Origin of the sequence: Stutzerimonas stutzeri, from assembly GCF_000590475.1 — a bacterium.
Lineage (GTDB): Bacteria > Pseudomonadota > Gammaproteobacteria > Pseudomonadales > Pseudomonadaceae > Stutzerimonas > Stutzerimonas stutzeri_D.
Window position 1 is genome coordinate 3,132,423 of record NZ_CP007441.1, and the last position, 16,233, is coordinate 3,148,655.

Below are 16,233 nucleotides of genomic sequence, written 5' to 3' on the forward strand. Positions count from 1 at the left end.
AGGGTAAACATGCGTAATGGCGCTGGAGCGCATTGTGGTGGATGTGAAAAGCGACATCCACCCTCGCGGCTAGCCGCAGGAAGATGAACGCTCGGCTTTCTTGGCCTCGCCCCAAAGCGCGTCGAGTGTTTCCAGATCGCAATTCTCAATGGCACGACCGCTGTCTCGCAAGGCTTGCTCGATAAAGCGGAAGCGGCGCTCGAACTTGCGATTGGCCGCACGCAAGGCGTTCTCCGGATCGACTTTCAGGTGCCGCGCCAGATTCACCGTGACGAACAGCAGATCGCCAATCTCCTCGGCGATCGCCTCGGGATCGTTCTCGCTCATGGCTTCGAGCACTTCGTCCAGCTCCTCGCGTACCTTGTCCACCACTGGCAGCGCATCCGGCCAATCGAAGCCGACCTGGGCGGTACGCTTCTGCAACTTGGCGGCACGGCTCAAGGCGGGCAGCGCGCTCGGCACATCGTCGAGTAGCGACAATTGCTCCGGCGCGGCGGATCTCTCCGCGCGCTCCTCGGCCTTGATCGCTTCCCAGCGCTGCTTGATCTGCGCCTCGTCGAGGCGGGGCAGCTCGGGTGAACCATAAAGATCACCGTCAGGAAATACGTGCGGGTGTCGACGCAACAGTTTGCGGGTGATCCCGTCGACCACCGCATCGAACTCGAAACGCCCTTCTTCTTTCGCCAGCTGGCTGTAGTAGACGACCTGAAACAGCAGGTCACCGAGCTCGCCCGGCAAATGCTCGAAGTCACCGCTCTCGATGGCATCCGCCACCTCGTAGGCCTCTTCGAGGGTGTGCGGCACGATGCTGGCGTAGTCCTGCTGCAAGTCCCACGGGCAGCCGTGCTGCGGATCGCGCAGCCGGGCCATCAGGTGCAACAGGTCGGTGAGTTGGTACATGAGATTCCTCGGTGAAAGCCTGAGAGTGAAGCTGAGCCCATTGTAGGGTGGATGACGCTTCATCCATCCACCGCGCACAGTCCCATAATGATTCAGTTCGGCCCCGACATCGTCATGGTGGATGTGAAAAGCGACATCCACCCTACGGCGTTACGAGCTGTTCCTGCGACCGTCTGGCCCCGAGCGCAGCAGCTCGGTACATCAACCTGTCCGTCGCGAGCGAAGGCCAGACAAGGCGCAAGCTTGCTGAAAAAGCGGAGTTGGCTGTTGCCTCCGATCCACCTCATTCATACGTCCGGCCCCGAGCGTCGCGAGCGAAGAGCTGGCTAGGCGAAGCCCAACCGAAAAAACGGAGTTGGCTTTTGCCAATGAGCATTTTTCGGTTGGGCTTCAACAACGCCAGATCGAGCGCAGCAGCTCGGAGCAGGTCAGGAGGTACGCTGGCGCTTCGCCTCGATGATATTGGGCAGCTGCGAAATGCGGCTGAGCAACCGACCCAGCGCGCCCAACCCCGGAATTTCGATAGTCAGCGTCATCTGCGCCGTGCTGTCTTCCTTGTTCGAGCGAGTGTTGACGGCGAGCACGTTGATCCGCTCGTTGAGCAGAATCTGCGAAACATCCCGCAGCAGGCCAGAACGGTCGTAAGCACGAATGATGATGTCGACCGGGTAGGTTTTCTCCGGGATCGGGCCCCAGCTGACCTGAATGATCCGCTCCGGCTCTCGCCCGGCCAGTTGCAGCACCGAGGCGCAATCCTGGCGGTGGATGCTGACACCACGGCCCAGCGTGATATAGCCGACGATGGGGTCGCCCGGCAGCGGCTGGCAGCAGCCGGCCATCTGCGTGAGCAGGTTGCCGACGCCCTGGATCTGTACATCGCCCCGCTTGCCCGGGCGGGTACTGGTGGGGCGCCGAGGAATCAGTTCGAGCTGGTCGGCGACGTGGCCATCCGGCTCCACCAGTTGCTGCGCATGATTGACCAATTGGGACAGACGCAGATCGCCAGCACCGAGCGCCGCGAACATGTCCTCGGCGGTCTTCAGGTTGGCTTTTTCGGCCAGCTTGTCGAAGTCCACCGGGGGTAGATCCAGGCGTCCCAGCTCACGCTCGAGCAGCGCCTTGCCGGCCGCGACGTTCTGATCACGGGCCTGCAACTTGAACCAGTGGACGATCTTCGCCCTCGAGCGCGAAGTAGTGATATAGCCCAGGTTCGGGTTCAGCCAGTCACGACTCGGCGAGCCGTGCTTGCTGGTGATGATTTCGACCTGCTCGCCGGTTTGCAGGCTGTAGGTCAGCGGTACGATGCGCCCATTAATTTTGGCGCCACGGCAGTTATGGCCGATCTCCGTGTGCACGCGGTAAGCGAAATCCAGCGGGGTTGCGCCTTTGGGCAGGTCGATGGCATGGCCGTCCGGGGTGAACACATAGACCCGGTCCGGCTCGATATCCACGCGCAACTGATCGGCCAGACCGCCGATGTCGCCCAGTTCCTCGTGCCACTCGAGCACCTGACGCAACCAGGAAATTTTCTCTTCGTAGTGGTTGGAGCCGGAATTGACGTCCGTACCCTTGTAGCGCCAGTGCGCACAGACGCCCAGTTCGGCTTCCTCGTGCATGGCCTGGGTACGGATCTGCACCTCCAGCACCTTGCCTTCCGGGCCAAGTACGGCGGTGTGCAGCGAACGGTAGCCATTTTCCTTCGGGTTGGCGATGTAGTCGTCGAACTCCTTGGGAATATGCCGCCACAGGGTGTGCACGATACCCAGCGCGGTGTAGCAGTCACGGACTTCCGGCACCAACACCCGAACGGCGCGAACGTCGTAGATCTGGCTGAACTGCAGGCCCTTCTTCTGCATCTTCCGCCAGATTGAATAGATATGTTTGGCGCGCCCGTCGATTTCGGGGTGGATGCCAGTGGCGGTCAGCTCATTCTTGAGTTGCTGAACGACGTTCTGGATGTACTGCTCGCGATCCAGCCGGCGCTCATGCAGCAGCTGGGCGATCTGCTTGTATTGCTCGGGCTCGAGATAGCGGAAGGACAGGTCCTCCAGCTCCCACTTGATATGACCGATGCCCAGGCGATGCGCCAGCGGTGCATAGATATCGAAGACTTCGCGGGCGACGCGGTGACGTTTGTCATCGTCGGCATTCTTTACCGCGCGGATGGCACAGGTGCGCTCGGCCAGCTTGATCAACGCGACGCGAACGTCATCGACCATGGCCACCAGCATCTTGCGCAGGTTTTCCACCTGGGTCTGGGTTCCCAACACCAGCGATTCGCGCGGGTTGAGGCTGGCGCTGATGGCAGCCATGCGCAGCACGCCTTCGATCAGCTTGGCCACCACCGGGCCGAACTTCTGATGCACTTCCGCCAGTTGAATCTTGCCCTCGCGTACACCGCGGTAGATCACCGCGGCCACAAGACTGTCCTGGTCGAGCTTGAGGTCGGCGAGTATCTCGGCAATCTCGAGGCCGGTCTGGTAACTGGAGGTGCCTTCGCTCCACAGATTCTGTGCCGCGTTGGCCTGCTGCTCGGCCGCTCGGGCGAACTCGCAGGCTTGCTTGAGTGCGTCGCGGTCGAGTGCCGGGTCCATCCCCAACACATGATCGAGCCAGCCATCGAGGTTGATACTGCCGTCGGTGTTGATCGGCTGAAGCGCTCTGACCTGGACCATCTATCTACTTCCCCTACGCAGTCTCTGCGTCGAATACGCCGACTTTCTGGGAGTCGGTCGGTTGAACCACAGGCCGTTTGCCTGTCAAAAAATCCGCTGTTATGCCGGTCGCTCGAACAATGCCATGGCCTCGACGTGTGCGGTTTGCGGGAACATGTCCAGCACGCCGGCCCGCTTGAGCCGATAACCCTGGCCAATCAACTCGGCGGCATCGCGCGCCAGCGTCGCAGGGTTGCATGAAACATAGACCACACGCCTTGCGCCTAAAGTCGTCATCTGCCGCACCATTTCTAACGCGCCGTCACGCGGCGGGTCGAGCAGCACCGCGGCGAAGCCGCCTTTAGCCCACGGCGCCTCGATAAGCGGCTTCGACAGGTCCGCTTGATAAAAGTGCATACCGCTCAGCCCGTTGTGCTCCGCATTGGTGCGGGCGCGCCCGACCATCTCCTCGACGCCCTCCACCCCGACCACCTGCGCCCCATTACGCGCCAGCGGCAATGCGAAGTTACCCAGTCCACAGAACAGATCCAGCACCCGTTCGCCTGCTTCCGGTGCCAGCCACTCCAGTGCCTGCGCCACCATCGCCTCGTTCACCGGCGCGTTGACCTGGACGAAGTCGCCGGGCCGCCAGGCCAGTTCCAGATCCCACGCCGGCAACCTGTAGCCCAGGGCATAGGCGGAGTCCAACGGCTGTGGCGCACCCTCGCCCTGCAGCCAGAGCTGTACGTTCTGTTCCTGAGCGAAGCTTCTCAGACGCTGCAGATCCGCTTCGGCCAGCGCGACCGTGTGGCGCACCAGCACGGCTTCGGCGGTGCCGCTGAACAACTCCACATGGCCGATCGCCTGCGGCTTGTCCAGCGCATGCAACACGGCCAGCAACGCCGGCAACAGCGTCTGCAAGGGCTGTACCAGCACCAGGCATTCATGAATGGCGACGATATTCTGGCTGGCGCTGGCACGGAAACCCACGTCCAGCCGCCGGGCCTTGTTGTCCCAGCGCACCGCCAGCCTGGCGCGCCGGCGATAACCGAACTCGGGACCGCTCAGCGGCGCTGCCCACTGCTGCGGTTCAATGCCGGCCAGCCGCGACAATTGCTCAGCGAGGCTGCGCTGCTTGAGCGCCAGCTGATCGGCCGCTGGCAGATGTTGCAAGTTGCAGCCACCGCACACACGCGCATGAACACAAGGCTCGATGCGGCGCTGCGCACTGGCGGTCAGCACCCGTTCGCTGCGCGCCTCGACGATCTGGCTGCGTGCCGTCAGGACACGCGCCTCGATATCTTCGCCAGGCAAGGCGCCGTCGACGAACCAGGTGCGGCCGTCGACGAAGGCAATACCGCGGCCGTCATTGGCCAGCCTTTGCACGCTCAACTGCTGCTTCTTGCCAGTCGGAATCTGCGGCTTCTTCTCTCCACCGCTGGGCTGGAAGCGCAAGCCGCCACCGCGTTTGGCCATCAGCAGGTTCCGCCTTGAATATGCATGAACGGGTCAGTTGGGTTCGTCATACACGCCCGTCGACAGGTAGCGGTCACCACGGTCGCAGATGATCGCGACGATCACCGCGTTCTCGACTTCCTTGGACAGCCGCAGCGCCGCCGCCACCGCGCCACCGGACGACACGCCGCAAAAGATGCCTTCCTCGCGCGCCAGGCGACGCATCACCTGCTCAGCTTCTTCCTGGGCCAGGTCGACGATGCGGTCGACGCGCTCGGATTGATAGATCTTCGGCAGGTACTCCTGCGGCCAGCGGCGGATGCCGGGAATCGATGCGCCTTCCATGGGTTGCAGGCCGATGATCTGGATCGCCGGGTTCTGCTCCTTGAGGTAGCGCGAAACACCCATGATGGTGCCGGTGGTACCCATGGAGCTGACGAAGTGAGTGATACCGCCCTGGGTCTGCTGCCAGAGTTCGGGCCCGGTGCTGCTGTAATGCGCCTCGGGATTGTCGCCGTTGGCGAACTGATCGAGTACCTTGCCGTGGCCTTCGGCGGCCATTTTCACGGCCAGGTCCCGGGCGCCTTCCATGCCTTCGTCCTTGCTCACCAGGATCAGCTCGGCGCCGTAGGCGGTCATCGCTGCCTTGCGTTCAGCGCTGGAGTTGTCAGGCATGATCAGGATGAACTTGTAGCCTTTGATGGCTGCCGCCATGGCCAGCGCGATGCCGGTATTGCCGGAAGTGGCCTCGATCAGGGTATCGCCGGGCTTGATATCGCCGCGCGCTTCGGCGCGCGCGATCATCGACAGCGCCGGGCGATCCTTCACCGAGCCGGCGGGATTGTTGCCTTCGAGCTTGACCAGAATGGTGTTGCTGGTTTCGCCGGGCAGACGCTGCAGGCGAACCAGGGGCGTGTTGCCGACGCAATCGGCGATGGTCGGGTACTGAATTGTCATGGCGTCGATGGACCGAGCGGCATTTGGAAGGCGCACATGATACCGGCAACGACCGGACACGGGCAGACCGCTTGGCCTTGATCGCCGATCTTCCACAATCGAATCAGGCAGCGCCAACGGCTCGGCTGACGAAACGCAACGATCGGGCTTGGCAGATAGTTGTCAGTGGTCTAGGTCTATAAGCAGTACTTCTAACAGCGTCTTCCCATAAGGAACTCCTCATGTCCGTCGGACCTGCCGCACTGGTCTTCACGTTTCTCCTTGCCAGCCTGACCGCCTGTACCACCCCGGACACCTCCAGTCAGACGCCGCCAGCACCGGAACGCGCCAGCGGTTACACCGCCAAGCCGGGCTGGGCCACGGAGCGCTTCGCCGTCGCCGCCGCCAACCCGCTGGCCACCGAGGCGGGCTACCGGATTCTCAAAGCCGGCGGCAGCGCGATGGATGCAGCCGTCGCCGTACAGATGGTGCTGAGCCTGGTCGAGCCGCAGTCCAGCGGGCTCGGTGGCGGCGCCTTTCTGCTGTATTGGGATGGCGCGAATGTGACGGCACTGGACGGGCGCGAAACCGCCCCGGCGGCAGTCGACGAAACGCTGTTCCTGAAGCCTGACGGCAAACCGATGGACTTCCAGCAGGCCGTAATCGGCGGCCGCTCGGTGGGCGTCCCGGGGACTGTGAAGATGCTCGAACAGGCCCATCAGCAGTACGGCAAACTGCCCTGGCGGGAGCTGATGCAGCCGGCCATCCGTCTCGCCGAGGACGGTTTCGAAATCAGCCCACGATTGTATGGGCTGCTCGAGAGCGATCCGGCGCTTCGCGACAACCCGCCGGCGGCCGCCTTCTATTACCAGCCCGATGGGTCGCCGTGGCCGGTGGGCCATCTTCTGCGCAACCCGGCCCTGGCGCAGCTCCTGCGTAACATCGCCGACGGTGGCAGCGATGCCTTCTACCGCGGCGCCAATGCCCAGGCACTGGTCCGCCAGGTAAATGAACACTACAACGCGGGCGCCATGACCCTTAGCGATCTGGAGGTCTACAAGCCGCGTCAGCGCGATCCGCTTTGCAACCTCTGGCAGAAGCGTTATCAGGTTTGCGGCTTCCCACCGCCCTCGTCCGGACACATCACCCAGATGCAGATTCTCGGCATCCTGGAGCGCCTTTCGCCTTTACCGGCGCTGGACCAGGGTGTGCCGTCAGCCGAATTTCTGCACCAATACACCGAAGCGTCACGCCTGGCTTACGCCGACCGCGCCAAATATATCGCCGACCCCGATTTCGTGCCGGTACCCGGGCGGACCTGGAACAGCATGCTCGCGCCCAAATACCTCAAGGAGCGCGCTGAACTGATCAAGCCACGCAGCATGGGGACTGCCGAACCCGGTAATCCAGGCGAGATGCCCGTCGCCTTCGCCTCCCAGCCCACGCAGCCGGAATACGGCACCAGCCACATCAGCATCGTCGACGATCAGGGCAATGCGCTGGCGATGACCACGACCATCGAACAGGCCTTCGGCGCACGCCTGCTCAACGACGGCGGTACCGGTTTGCCCGGCGGTTACCTGCTGAACAACGAACTCACCGACTTCTCCTTCGAGCCGCGCGATGCTCAGGGGCAGCCGATCGCCAACCGGGTCGAGCCGAACAAACGCCCCCGCTCGAGCATGAGTCCGACCCTGGTGTTCAATGCCGCTGGCGACCAGTTGCTCGCCAGCGTCGGTTCGCCCGGTGGCGCGGCAATCATCCACTTCACGGCGAAGACCCTACTGGGCATGTACGGCTGGGGGCTGGATGCACAGCGGGCAATCGATCTGCCGAACTTCGGCAGCTTCAACGGCCCGACCGTACTGGAAGCCGGACGCTTCCCGGCCAGCACGGTGGAGTCGCTGAAAGCGCGTGGTCATCAGGTCAACGAGGTGGAGATGACCAGTGGGTTGCAGGCCATCCAGCGCACCGACAGCGGCTGGTTCGGCGGCGCCGACCCTCGTCGTGAAGGCGTGGTAATGGGCGAGTGAAGGTCGCTACCGAGATCAGCCGCCGCGAATCCGACCGCGGCGGCTGACGGATCGAAACGCTCGCTAGACTACGCGGGCTTCGTGTTCCAGGCGTTCGATGGCGCTGTCGAGCTCATCCAATGCTTGCGCAGCGCTCGGATGGTTCTGTTTCAGCAGGGTCTCGCTGCGCTCGCAGGCAGCCCGCAACTGCGGAACGCCGCAATAACGGGTGGCGCCGTGCAGACGGTGCACGCGATCGATCATTGCCTGCCGATCATTTACCAGCCGCGCCTCTCGGATCACCTGGCGATCGTCCTCCAGCGACGCCAGCAGCATGCTCAGCATGTCCGCCGCCAGATCGGCCTTGCCCGCCGCCAGGCGCAGACCCTCTTCCGCATCCAGCACCTTCAGGTTGTTTTCCGGCAGCAGCACTTCCACCGGCACGGCCAAGAAACTGCGCGACAAGGGCAAGCCGGTCCACTTCAAGATCACCTGTGCCAGTTGCCGCTCGCTGATCGGCTTGGTCAGGTAATCATCCAGCCCGCTCTGCAACAACGAACGCTTTTCGTTGGATAGCGCATGCGCGGTGAGCGCGATGATCGGCATCGGAGGCTGACCGCTGTCCCCCTCCCAACGGCGAATCGCCTCGGTCGTCTGGCGTCCGTCCATGCCAGGCATCTGTACATCCATGAACACCAGGTCGAAAGATTTGCGCTTGACCGCTTCGAGCGCCTCCCGGCCACTGTTCACTGCTTCGACTTCGCCGCCCATGTCGGTCAGCAGGGTTTCCAGCAGTAACAGGTTGGCCGGGTTGTCGTCGACGCACAGGACGCGAGGCGGACGCGTATCGGGCAGCGCCAGGCTCTCAGGCGGTGTCAGTGGCGGGCGCAGCAGGTCGAGCAGCACCCGCTGCAGCTTACGGGTACAGGCCGGCTTGCTCTGTAGCTGGGTATGGGTGTGCGATTCGGGGAGCGCTTCGTGATACTGCGCCTGTTCGCTGGTCGGGCAAAGCACGATGCATTTGCAGCCCAGCCCTTCGAACTCCCACAGTCGCTGACACAATTGCTGCGGTGCGATTTCGCGGTGCGCCACGCCGAGCACGGCAATTTCGATCGGCGTCTCACTCGCCTGCGCCGTGGCCACCGCCTCCTGCAACTGGTCCAGGGTGTCGAACGGCAACACGTCCAGGCCGCAGCTTTCCAGCTGATGTTGCAAGGCCTGACGCGCCAGCGGATGCTGCTCGAGCAAGCCGATCTTGCGCCCCAACAGCGCCGCCCGTGGCAGATCCTCGATATCGTCGCGGGCCTTGGGCAGGCTCAGGCTGAGCCAGAATTCAGAGCCCTCCTCCGGAATGCTGTCGACCCCGATCTCGCCGCCCATCTGCTCGATCAGGCGTTTGGAAATCACCAGCCCGAGCCCGGTACCGCCGGGCTGGCGTGACAACGAGTTGTCCGCCTGACTGAAGGCCTGGAACAAGGCGCGCAGGTCCTGATCGGTCAGGCCGATCCCAGTGTCCTGCACGCTGATGCGCAGCTGCGCGCGATCAGAGCGCTCGTCCTCGACCATGGCGCGGACGACCACGGTGCCTTCGTTGGTGAACTTGATGGCGTTGCTGACCAGGTTGGTCAGCACCTGCTTGAGCCGCAGCGGATCGCCGACCAGCGACAACGGCGTGTCGCGATAGACCAGGCTGACCAGCTCCAGGTGCTTGGAATGAGCCGCCGGACCGAGGATGGTCAGGGTGTCCTCGATCAAATCGCGCAGGTTGAACGGGATGCTGTCGAGTACCAGCTTGCCCGCCTCGATCTTGGAGAAGTCGAGAATCTCGTTGATGATGCCCAGCAGGCTGTCGGCCGATTTCTCGATGGTCGACAGATAGTCCTGCTGGCGCGGCGTGAGGTCGCTCTTCTGCAGCAGATGGGTGAAGCCGAGGATGCCGTTGAGCGGGGTGCGAATCTCGTGGCTCATGTTGGCGAGGAATTCGGATTTGATCCGGCTGGCTTCCAGCGCCTCTTTGCGCGCCAGGTCCAGCTCGATGTTCTGGATCTCGATGGTTTCGAGGTTCTGCTGCACGTCCTCCGTGGCCTGATCGATGCTCTGCTGCAGTTCCTCACGCGCGCTGAGCAACGCCTCGGCCATGCGGTTGATGCCCGCCGCGACCTCATCCATTTCATGGCTGCCGAGCGGCGGCAGTCGGGTTTCCAGGTAGCCATCCTTGAGCTGCGCCACCGCCACTTTGACCTTGTGCAGTGGCTTGCTGATCGCGGTACTCATGCGCAGCGCCAGCAATGCGGTAATGATCAGCCCGGCGCCGATCAGCAGCAGACTGGTAAACAGGCTGCGATAACCGCGCAGCAAGGTGCCCTGGTGTGACAGTTCCAGCTCCAGCCAGCCGATCGGGCGGAGGTCGTCGTCCGGGTTGTCCGTGGCGAGGTTCAGGTGCTTGCCAAGCACTGGCAAGAGAATGCGCGTGGTGTCGACGCTGCTGACCTGGGTCAGCGCCTCAGGATCCGTCGGCGGCGAGGGAGTGATCATGTTCGGCCCGGCATGGGCCTGTACGTTGCGTTCGATATCGAGGATGGATACCGCACGTACATCGGGCTGATCCAACACCTGATTAAGGATTCGCTGCAGCCGCTTGCCATAGCCCTGGGCCATGGCCGGCGCCGCCAGGGGCGCCAGTTGCTCGGCGATCAGCTGACCGCGCTCGTCGAGCTGGTGACGCATCTCCGCCAACTGCATCCACGTGAAGTAGACGCCAAGCGCCACGGCCAGCGCTGTGCTGGGCAGCAATATCAGCACCAGCACGCGACTCTTTATTCCTAGGTCTTTAAGCACGGATCCATTCCCCTGGTTGCCAGCGCGCTAGTGTAGCGGCTAGACAGCCTGGAATCTGCACGACGGGGTTGTCCGCCGTCGGGGAATGGCTATTCGATATCCAGGCTTGGGCGGCTTGCCGCGGCTCAATCCAGGCCGCGGATGTCGCGCCCCTGGAAGCCGGGCAGTTGCCACTCAAAGGTCATCGCCAGCACGCGGAACAGAAAGCCCGCACAGAGCGTGGCCAGCGAGGCGATGGTGTTGTCGACGCCCAGCCACAGCAGGCCGACGTAGAGCACCCCTGTAAACAACGCCACCGTGGCATACAGCTCACGCCGCAGCACCATCGGCACCCTGTTGCAGAGAATGTCGCGCAGCAGCCCGCCGAACACGCCAGTGATCACGCCAGCCAGCACGACGATGGACAGGTGCACGCCCATGTTCATCGCCACGCCGCAGCCGATTACCGTGAAGGCCACCAGGCCCAGGCCGTCGACCAGCAGAAACACCTGCCGCAGATGATGCAGGTGCCGCGCCACCATGGCAGTGACGATGGCCGCACCGACGGTGAAGCCGAGGTACTCCGGATTGTCGATCCAGCCGATCGGATAGTGTCCCAGCAGCACGTCGCGCGCGGTGCCGCCGCCCAGCGCAGTAACCGTTCCCAGCATGCAGATGCCGAACAGGTCCATTCCGCGGCGCATGCCCATGATGGCGCCGGACATGGCTTCGGCCGTGATTGCGATGAGGTAGATGATGTGCAACAAGGTCACGGTTCGACTCCGGGTGGGGCGGGACAGCTGAAAGGCGCGCGATTATGGGGCACACTCGTGTTAAATCGGCGTGGCTAAGTAAATTTAGGCTATACGAATATTTTCTTAATCTGAGGGCCTGCGCTTGAATCTTGATCCCAAGCAGACCGAAGCCTTTCGCGCGGTCATCAAGACTGGCAGCTTCGAACAGGCGGCGCTGCGCCTGCACCTGACGCCGCCAGCGATTTCGCAGCGGGTACGCGCGCTGGAGAGCGCACTGGGTAATGCGCTGGTGGTGCGCAGCCGACCCTGCCGCCCCACCGAGATCGGTCAACGGCTGATGCAGTACCTCAAGCGCGCCTCCCTCCTCGAAGCCGACCTGATGGCGGATCTGGCCGAGCGCAGCGATGCACCGCTGGTGGTGGTCGCCGCACTCAATGCCGATAGTCTCGGCACCTGGTTCTTCCCGGCGCTGGCCAAGGTGCTGATTCGCGAGCGAGTGCTGCTGGACTTGACCATCGAAGACCAGGATCACACCTACAGCCTGTTGGAGACCGGCCTGGCGATCGGCTGCATCAGCACCGAACCCAAACCGATGCGCGGCTGCACGGCAAGCCCGCTGGGCAGCATGCGCTATCGCCTGGTGGCGTCCGCTGCGTTCCGCCAGCAGTACTTCGCCCATGGTTTGACCCGCCATGCCGCGCGCAAGGCGCCGGTGGTGGCGTACACGAGCAAGGACAAACTCACTTCGACCTTCCTGCTGCGTCAGCTGGGCCTTCCGGAAGGCGCCTATCCCAGCCACTACGTACCCGGCGCCGAGCCACGCTTCCATGCGATCCGCTGCGGGTTGGGCTATGGCATGGTGCCGGAGCTGCTGCTGCACGATGCGCTGGCTGAGGGCACGGTGGTCGATCTGGCTATGGATGCGCCGCTGGATATTTCCCTGTATTGGCATACCTGGAAGGTGCAATCGCCACGGATGGAAAACCTCTCTCGGCAGATCGTCGAAGCCGCACCCAGGATCCTTGCGCGGCCCACCGAATAGAGAGTCAAGCGCGTCGGGACTGCGTTTGCAGCATCGCTTGAGGCACACTAGCGACCATGAACCAGCACCCCCCACATCCCGTCTGCTGCTCGCCGTTGCAGGATCACTGGCCGCTGCCACGCGCCCTCCCCGGCGTGCGGTTGTTCAGTACACGCTTCGACCCCGACCGGCTCGACCCTGAGGATTTCGACCGCTGGGGCCTTCCCGCCATGCGGGCGGTGAGCAAGCGCCAGACCGAGTTTCTCGCCGGTCGCATCTGCGCCTACGAGGCCCTGCGCACACTCACCGGCGTGCCGGCGATTCCCGAGGTTGCACAGGACCGTTCGCCGATCTGGCCAGCCAACGTGGTTGGCTCCATCACCCACGGCGCCGGTTGGGCCGCCGTGGTTGCAGCGCGAAGCGATCAGTGGCGCGGCCTGGGGCTCGATGTGGAGATATGTCTGCCGATCACACGCGCCGACCGCCTGGCGGCTGAAATCCTCACCCCACGGGAGCTGGAAGCCTGCGCCGGGCTCGACGATACGCAGCGAGCACTGCGCGTGACCCTGACCTTCTCGATCAAGGAGAGCCTGTTCAAGGCGCTCTATCCATTGGTAAAGACACGCTTCTATTTCCAGGAAGCCGAGCTGATCCATCAGGACACTGACGGCCGTGCGCGACTGCGCCTGCTCAACGACCTCTCGGACGAATGGAAGACCGGCACCGAGCTGGAAGGCCAGTTCGCCCTGTTCGAGGATTACCTGCTGAGTCTGGTCAGCATTCCGGTCTGATCACTGCGCCGGAAGTCGCGAACCCGTCTGTTTGCGCGGCCAGACCAGGCTGAAGCGCGCGCCGCCCAATTCGCTATGGCCGATATGCGAACGGCCGCCGTGCCAGTAGGAAATTCGTCGCACGATGGACAGCCCCAACCCATGCCCGCCGGAGGCGCGCGTGCGGCTGTCGTCCAGACGCAGGAACGGCGCGAACACTTTCTCCCAAGCCTCTTCCGGCACACCCGGCCCGTCATCGTCGACCACCAGCTGCGCCCGCTCGGCGTCGATGAGGAAACGCACCTGGACCCGCGCTTCGGCATGGCGCATGGCGTTAGTGATCAGGTTGCTCAAGGCGCGGCGCAGGTAATGCGGCTCGGCCTCGACGAGGCTGCTGCCATCATCGGCCGTCACGCAGAGCCCCCGCTCGACGCGCACATCCGAGCGCAGCGGCGCCAGCTCGCCGATCACCTGATCGACCAGCGCACCGAGATCGACCGTTTTGAAGGTGAGTTCCGGCGAGCCGCGCTCCAGACGCGTGTACACCAGCATCTCGTCCACCAGCCGGTCGAGGTCGTCGATATCGCCATCCATGTCGTCCAGGTATCGCGTTCGTGCTTCCGGCGTCTGCGCTGAGCCAGCCATTTCCAGGCCGAAACGCAACCGCGCAACTGGCGTACGCAGCTCATGGGCCACCGCGCTGACCGTCTCCCGCTGCACCGCCAGCAAGCGCTGAAGATGACTGGCCATGCCGTTGAATGCCTTGGCCAGGCGCCCCACCGAATCGGTCCCGGCGTCCGGCACACGCGTTTCCAGCTGGCCAGTAGCGATACGGGTGGCGGCGCGCTCGACGCCACGCAGCCGCCGCTCCAGCTGGCGCACCAGCAGATACACCGTCAGCCCGATCAGCGACAGGCCCAGCACACCGATCAAGATCAACAGCTCGGGCGGATAGGGATTGAGCTGATGCAGCGGGCCCAGCGACATGATCCAGGGCGTTCCGGCAATCGCGGCGAACACCCGGATGGCCTCGCCGCCGTTGACCAGCGCCATCACGGTGTCGCCTTCATCCAGCCGACGGCGCTGATCGTCGTCGAGGCTGGCGCTGTCGCGGGTCAGCAATTGCAGCTCGTAGCCGAAGCCGCGCGCCTGCTTGAGTTCGGCCAAACGCTGGGGCTGTTCGTCTTCGGGATAGCGAATCAGCTCGTCGATCAACAGATAAATGGTCGCGCGCGCCAGCTGTTCGCTGAGCTGCTCCACCTCGCCCGTCAACGCCAGATGATCCTCGGCACTGACCAGGGAAAAGATCGTCACGCTGCCAGGGCGCATCTGCTCCACCAGCACCTGGCCGCGCAGCAGTCGGGTTTCCAGCCCGCTCTCCAGCCTGATGTCTTCCAGGGTACGCACCCGCAACGGTATCCCCAGCAGGCGCCCCCAGAGGTTTGCCGCCTGGCGTCGCTCAATGGGCGTCATGCTGCTCATGTTGTGCGCCATCAGGCGAAAGGTGCCGCTGGCAAGCGCCTCGCGATGCTGATCGGCGCGCACCTGGTTGAGCAGGTGCAAGCCGCCGGCGCCCAGCAGCCCGACCAACACCAGTACGGCGAGCATGCCGCCATAAATGCGCAGGAAAATCGAGTTCACTGCAGCGCTTCAGCCGCTTCGGAGACGAACAGGTAACCCTTGCCACGAACCGTCTTGATCAGCCTCGGATGATCAGGGTCATCGCCGATCTTGGGGCGAATTCGCGAAATACGGACATCAATGGAGCGATCCTGGCCGTCGTATTCGATGCCTCGCAATTCGGAGAAGATCTGCTCGCGAGACATGATCCGTCCGGGGTTAGAGGTCAGCAGCCACAGCAGGTCGAATTCCGCGCCAGTCAGCTCGATGCCCTCGCCACGCAACCAGGCCTCGCGCAGCGCGCTGTCGATGACCAGCGGGCCGTACTGGACGCGTTTACTGCCCGTGGTCGCCGGCATCTCTGCGCCTTCGCGCCGCCGCAGTAACGCCCGAATGCGCGCCAGCAACAACCGAGGTCGCACCGGCTTGCAGACATAGTCGTCGGCACCGGTCTCCAGGCCGAGCACCTGATCGAGGTCGTCGGCGCGAGCAGTCAGCATCAGGATCGGCCCGTCATAGCGATCACGCACCTTGCGGCAGATCGACAATCCATCCTCGCCGGGCAGCATCAGATCGAGTACCACCAGATCCGGTCGCTCGTTGATGATGCGTTCGGCCGCCCGCGCGCCGTCTGCCTCGATCGACACCTGCATGCCGTTGCTTTCAAAATACTCACGGGTCAACTCAGCCAACCGCTGGTCATCTTCGACAATCAGGATGTTCCACGACTCTTGATCCACCACGCGCCCTCCCGAGACACCGGCCGGCATTGTAGCGCCAGGGCAGAGCCATATGGCAGCGGTGGTCATGCTCCGCTTGGCGGCCGGGCTTTGATAAAGGGCCTGGTGGCGATCGTTTGGCAGGACCGGCACGTCACTGCGCCCGACTCGGAGCTGAGCAAAAGGCCATCATCCTTGCCCGCTCCGTCAAATCACCGCCTCGCAGGCTGCAAAACGCGATAAATCTGCCTTTGACAAAACACCACATATAGTGTTTTGCCTTAAGCGTCGCCGAGCATCCAAAAGCGCTGGCGAGCATGCATTTCATCCGAACGGCGTGCAGACCCGAAACGGCGCGGGCTGCGCTCTGATCGCGCACAGCTCACGCACAACTTATCCACAGGTTGTTCATTTACAGCGCCTTGCGCTGTGTCTGAAGCGCCACTATCGTGTCGCTACAGGCGCTTTTTACCCCATATGTTGGGGGTCGAAGGCCAAACAGGCACAAACGCCGGAAAAAGCAAGCAAAATAATTCGCTCTGATTTTTCACCGGCTCGCGCCCGCACCGAGCGC

11 protein-coding genes are annotated in these 16,233 nt (G+C 63.3%); 3 read left to right on the forward strand and 8 right to left on the reverse strand.

Going from position 1 to position 16,233, the window contains the following annotated elements; translation table 11 throughout:
- Nucleotides 1-69: 69 nt before the first annotated feature.
- From mazG to cysM, 4 genes are all read right to left on the reverse strand, one after another.
- Nucleotides 70-900, reverse strand: a complete 831-nt coding sequence (mazG, locus tag CH92_RS14270) for a nucleoside triphosphate pyrophosphohydrolase (protein ID WP_025242445.1) — start codon at nucleotides 898-900, stop codon at nucleotides 70-72.
- A 428-nt stretch (nucleotides 901-1,328) separates the two neighbouring features.
- Entirely contained in the window at nucleotides 1,329-3,575 is a 2,247-nt protein-coding gene (gene relA / locus CH92_RS14275; RefSeq protein WP_025242446.1) for a GTP diphosphokinase, read from the reverse strand.
- Between the two features lie 99 nt (nucleotides 3,576-3,674).
- Nucleotides 3,675-5,030 (reverse strand): 23S rRNA (uracil(1939)-C(5))-methyltransferase RlmD, encoded by a 1,356-nt coding sequence (gene rlmD / locus CH92_RS14280; protein WP_025242447.1) that lies wholly within the window; start codon nucleotides 5,028-5,030, stop codon nucleotides 3,675-3,677.
- A 33-nt stretch (nucleotides 5,031-5,063) separates the two neighbouring features.
- Entirely contained in the window at nucleotides 5,064-5,966 is a 903-nt protein-coding gene (cysM, locus tag CH92_RS14285) for a cysteine synthase CysM (RefSeq protein WP_025242448.1), read from the reverse strand.
- Nucleotides 5,967-6,187: 221 nt separating this feature from the next.
- On the opposite strand from cysM, the gene ggt reads away from it, so the two are divergent.
- A complete protein-coding gene (ggt, locus tag CH92_RS14290) occupies nucleotides 6,188-7,978 on the forward strand; it encodes a gamma-glutamyltransferase (RefSeq protein WP_025242449.1) in 1,791 nt (596 codons plus the stop codon).
- Nucleotides 7,979-8,041: 63 nt separating this feature from the next.
- Here ggt and CH92_RS14295 read toward each other — a convergent pair whose 3' ends face one another.
- Nucleotides 8,042-10,795, reverse strand: coding sequence for a response regulator (locus tag CH92_RS14295; RefSeq protein WP_025242450.1), 2,754 nt, complete (start codon nucleotides 10,793-10,795; stop codon nucleotides 8,042-8,044).
- Between the two features lie 125 nt (nucleotides 10,796-10,920).
- The gene (locus tag CH92_RS14300) at nucleotides 10,921-11,547 is read right to left on the reverse strand and encodes a trimeric intracellular cation channel family protein (protein ID WP_025242451.1); all 627 of its coding nucleotides are present in this window, start codon (nucleotides 11,545-11,547) and stop codon (nucleotides 10,921-10,923) included.
- A gap of 124 nt (nucleotides 11,548-11,671) precedes the next feature.
- On the opposite strand from CH92_RS14300, the gene CH92_RS14305 reads away from it, so the two are divergent.
- Both CH92_RS14305 and CH92_RS14310 read left to right on the forward strand, forming a co-directional pair.
- A complete protein-coding gene (locus CH92_RS14305) occupies nucleotides 11,672-12,571 on the forward strand; it encodes an HTH-type transcriptional regulator ArgP (RefSeq protein WP_025242452.1) in 900 nt (299 codons plus the stop codon).
- Between the two features lie 56 nt (nucleotides 12,572-12,627).
- Complete coding sequence (locus CH92_RS14310) at nucleotides 12,628-13,341, forward strand: 4'-phosphopantetheinyl transferase family protein (protein ID WP_025242453.1); 714 nt, start codon at nucleotides 12,628-12,630, stop codon at nucleotides 13,339-13,341.
- On the opposite strand, the gene CH92_RS14315 is transcribed toward CH92_RS14310, so the two are convergent.
- A complete protein-coding gene (locus tag CH92_RS14315) occupies nucleotides 13,342-14,961 on the reverse strand; it encodes an ATP-binding protein (protein ID WP_025242454.1) in 1,620 nt (539 codons plus the stop codon).
- Complete coding sequence (locus CH92_RS14320) at nucleotides 14,958-15,680, reverse strand: winged helix-turn-helix domain-containing protein (RefSeq protein ID WP_025242455.1); 723 nt, start codon at nucleotides 15,678-15,680, stop codon at nucleotides 14,958-14,960. Before CH92_RS14320 ends, CH92_RS14315 begins: the two co-directional genes overlap by 4 nt.
- Nucleotides 15,681-16,233: the final 553 nt, after the last annotated feature.

Coding starts and splice junctions, on each gene's coding strand:
- relA (WP_025242446.1), bottom strand. CDS start 3,575: ATGGTCCAGGTCAGAGCGCTTCAGCCGATCAACACCGACGGCAGTATC.
- mazG (WP_025242445.1), bottom strand. CDS start 900: ATGTACCAACTCACCGACCTGTTGCACCTGATGGCCCGGCTGCGCGAT.
- cysM (WP_025242448.1), bottom strand. CDS start 5,966: ATGACAATTCAGTACCCGACCATCGCCGATTGCGTCGGCAACACGCCC.
- rlmD (WP_025242447.1), bottom strand. CDS start 5,030: ATGGCCAAACGCGGTGGCGGCTTGCGCTTCCAGCCCAGCGGTGGAGAG.
- ggt (WP_025242449.1), top strand. CDS start 6,188: ATGTCCGTCGGACCTGCCGCACTGGTCTTCACGTTTCTCCTTGCCAGC.
- CH92_RS14310 (WP_025242453.1), top strand. CDS start 12,628: ATGAACCAGCACCCCCCACATCCCGTCTGCTGCTCGCCGTTGCAGGAT.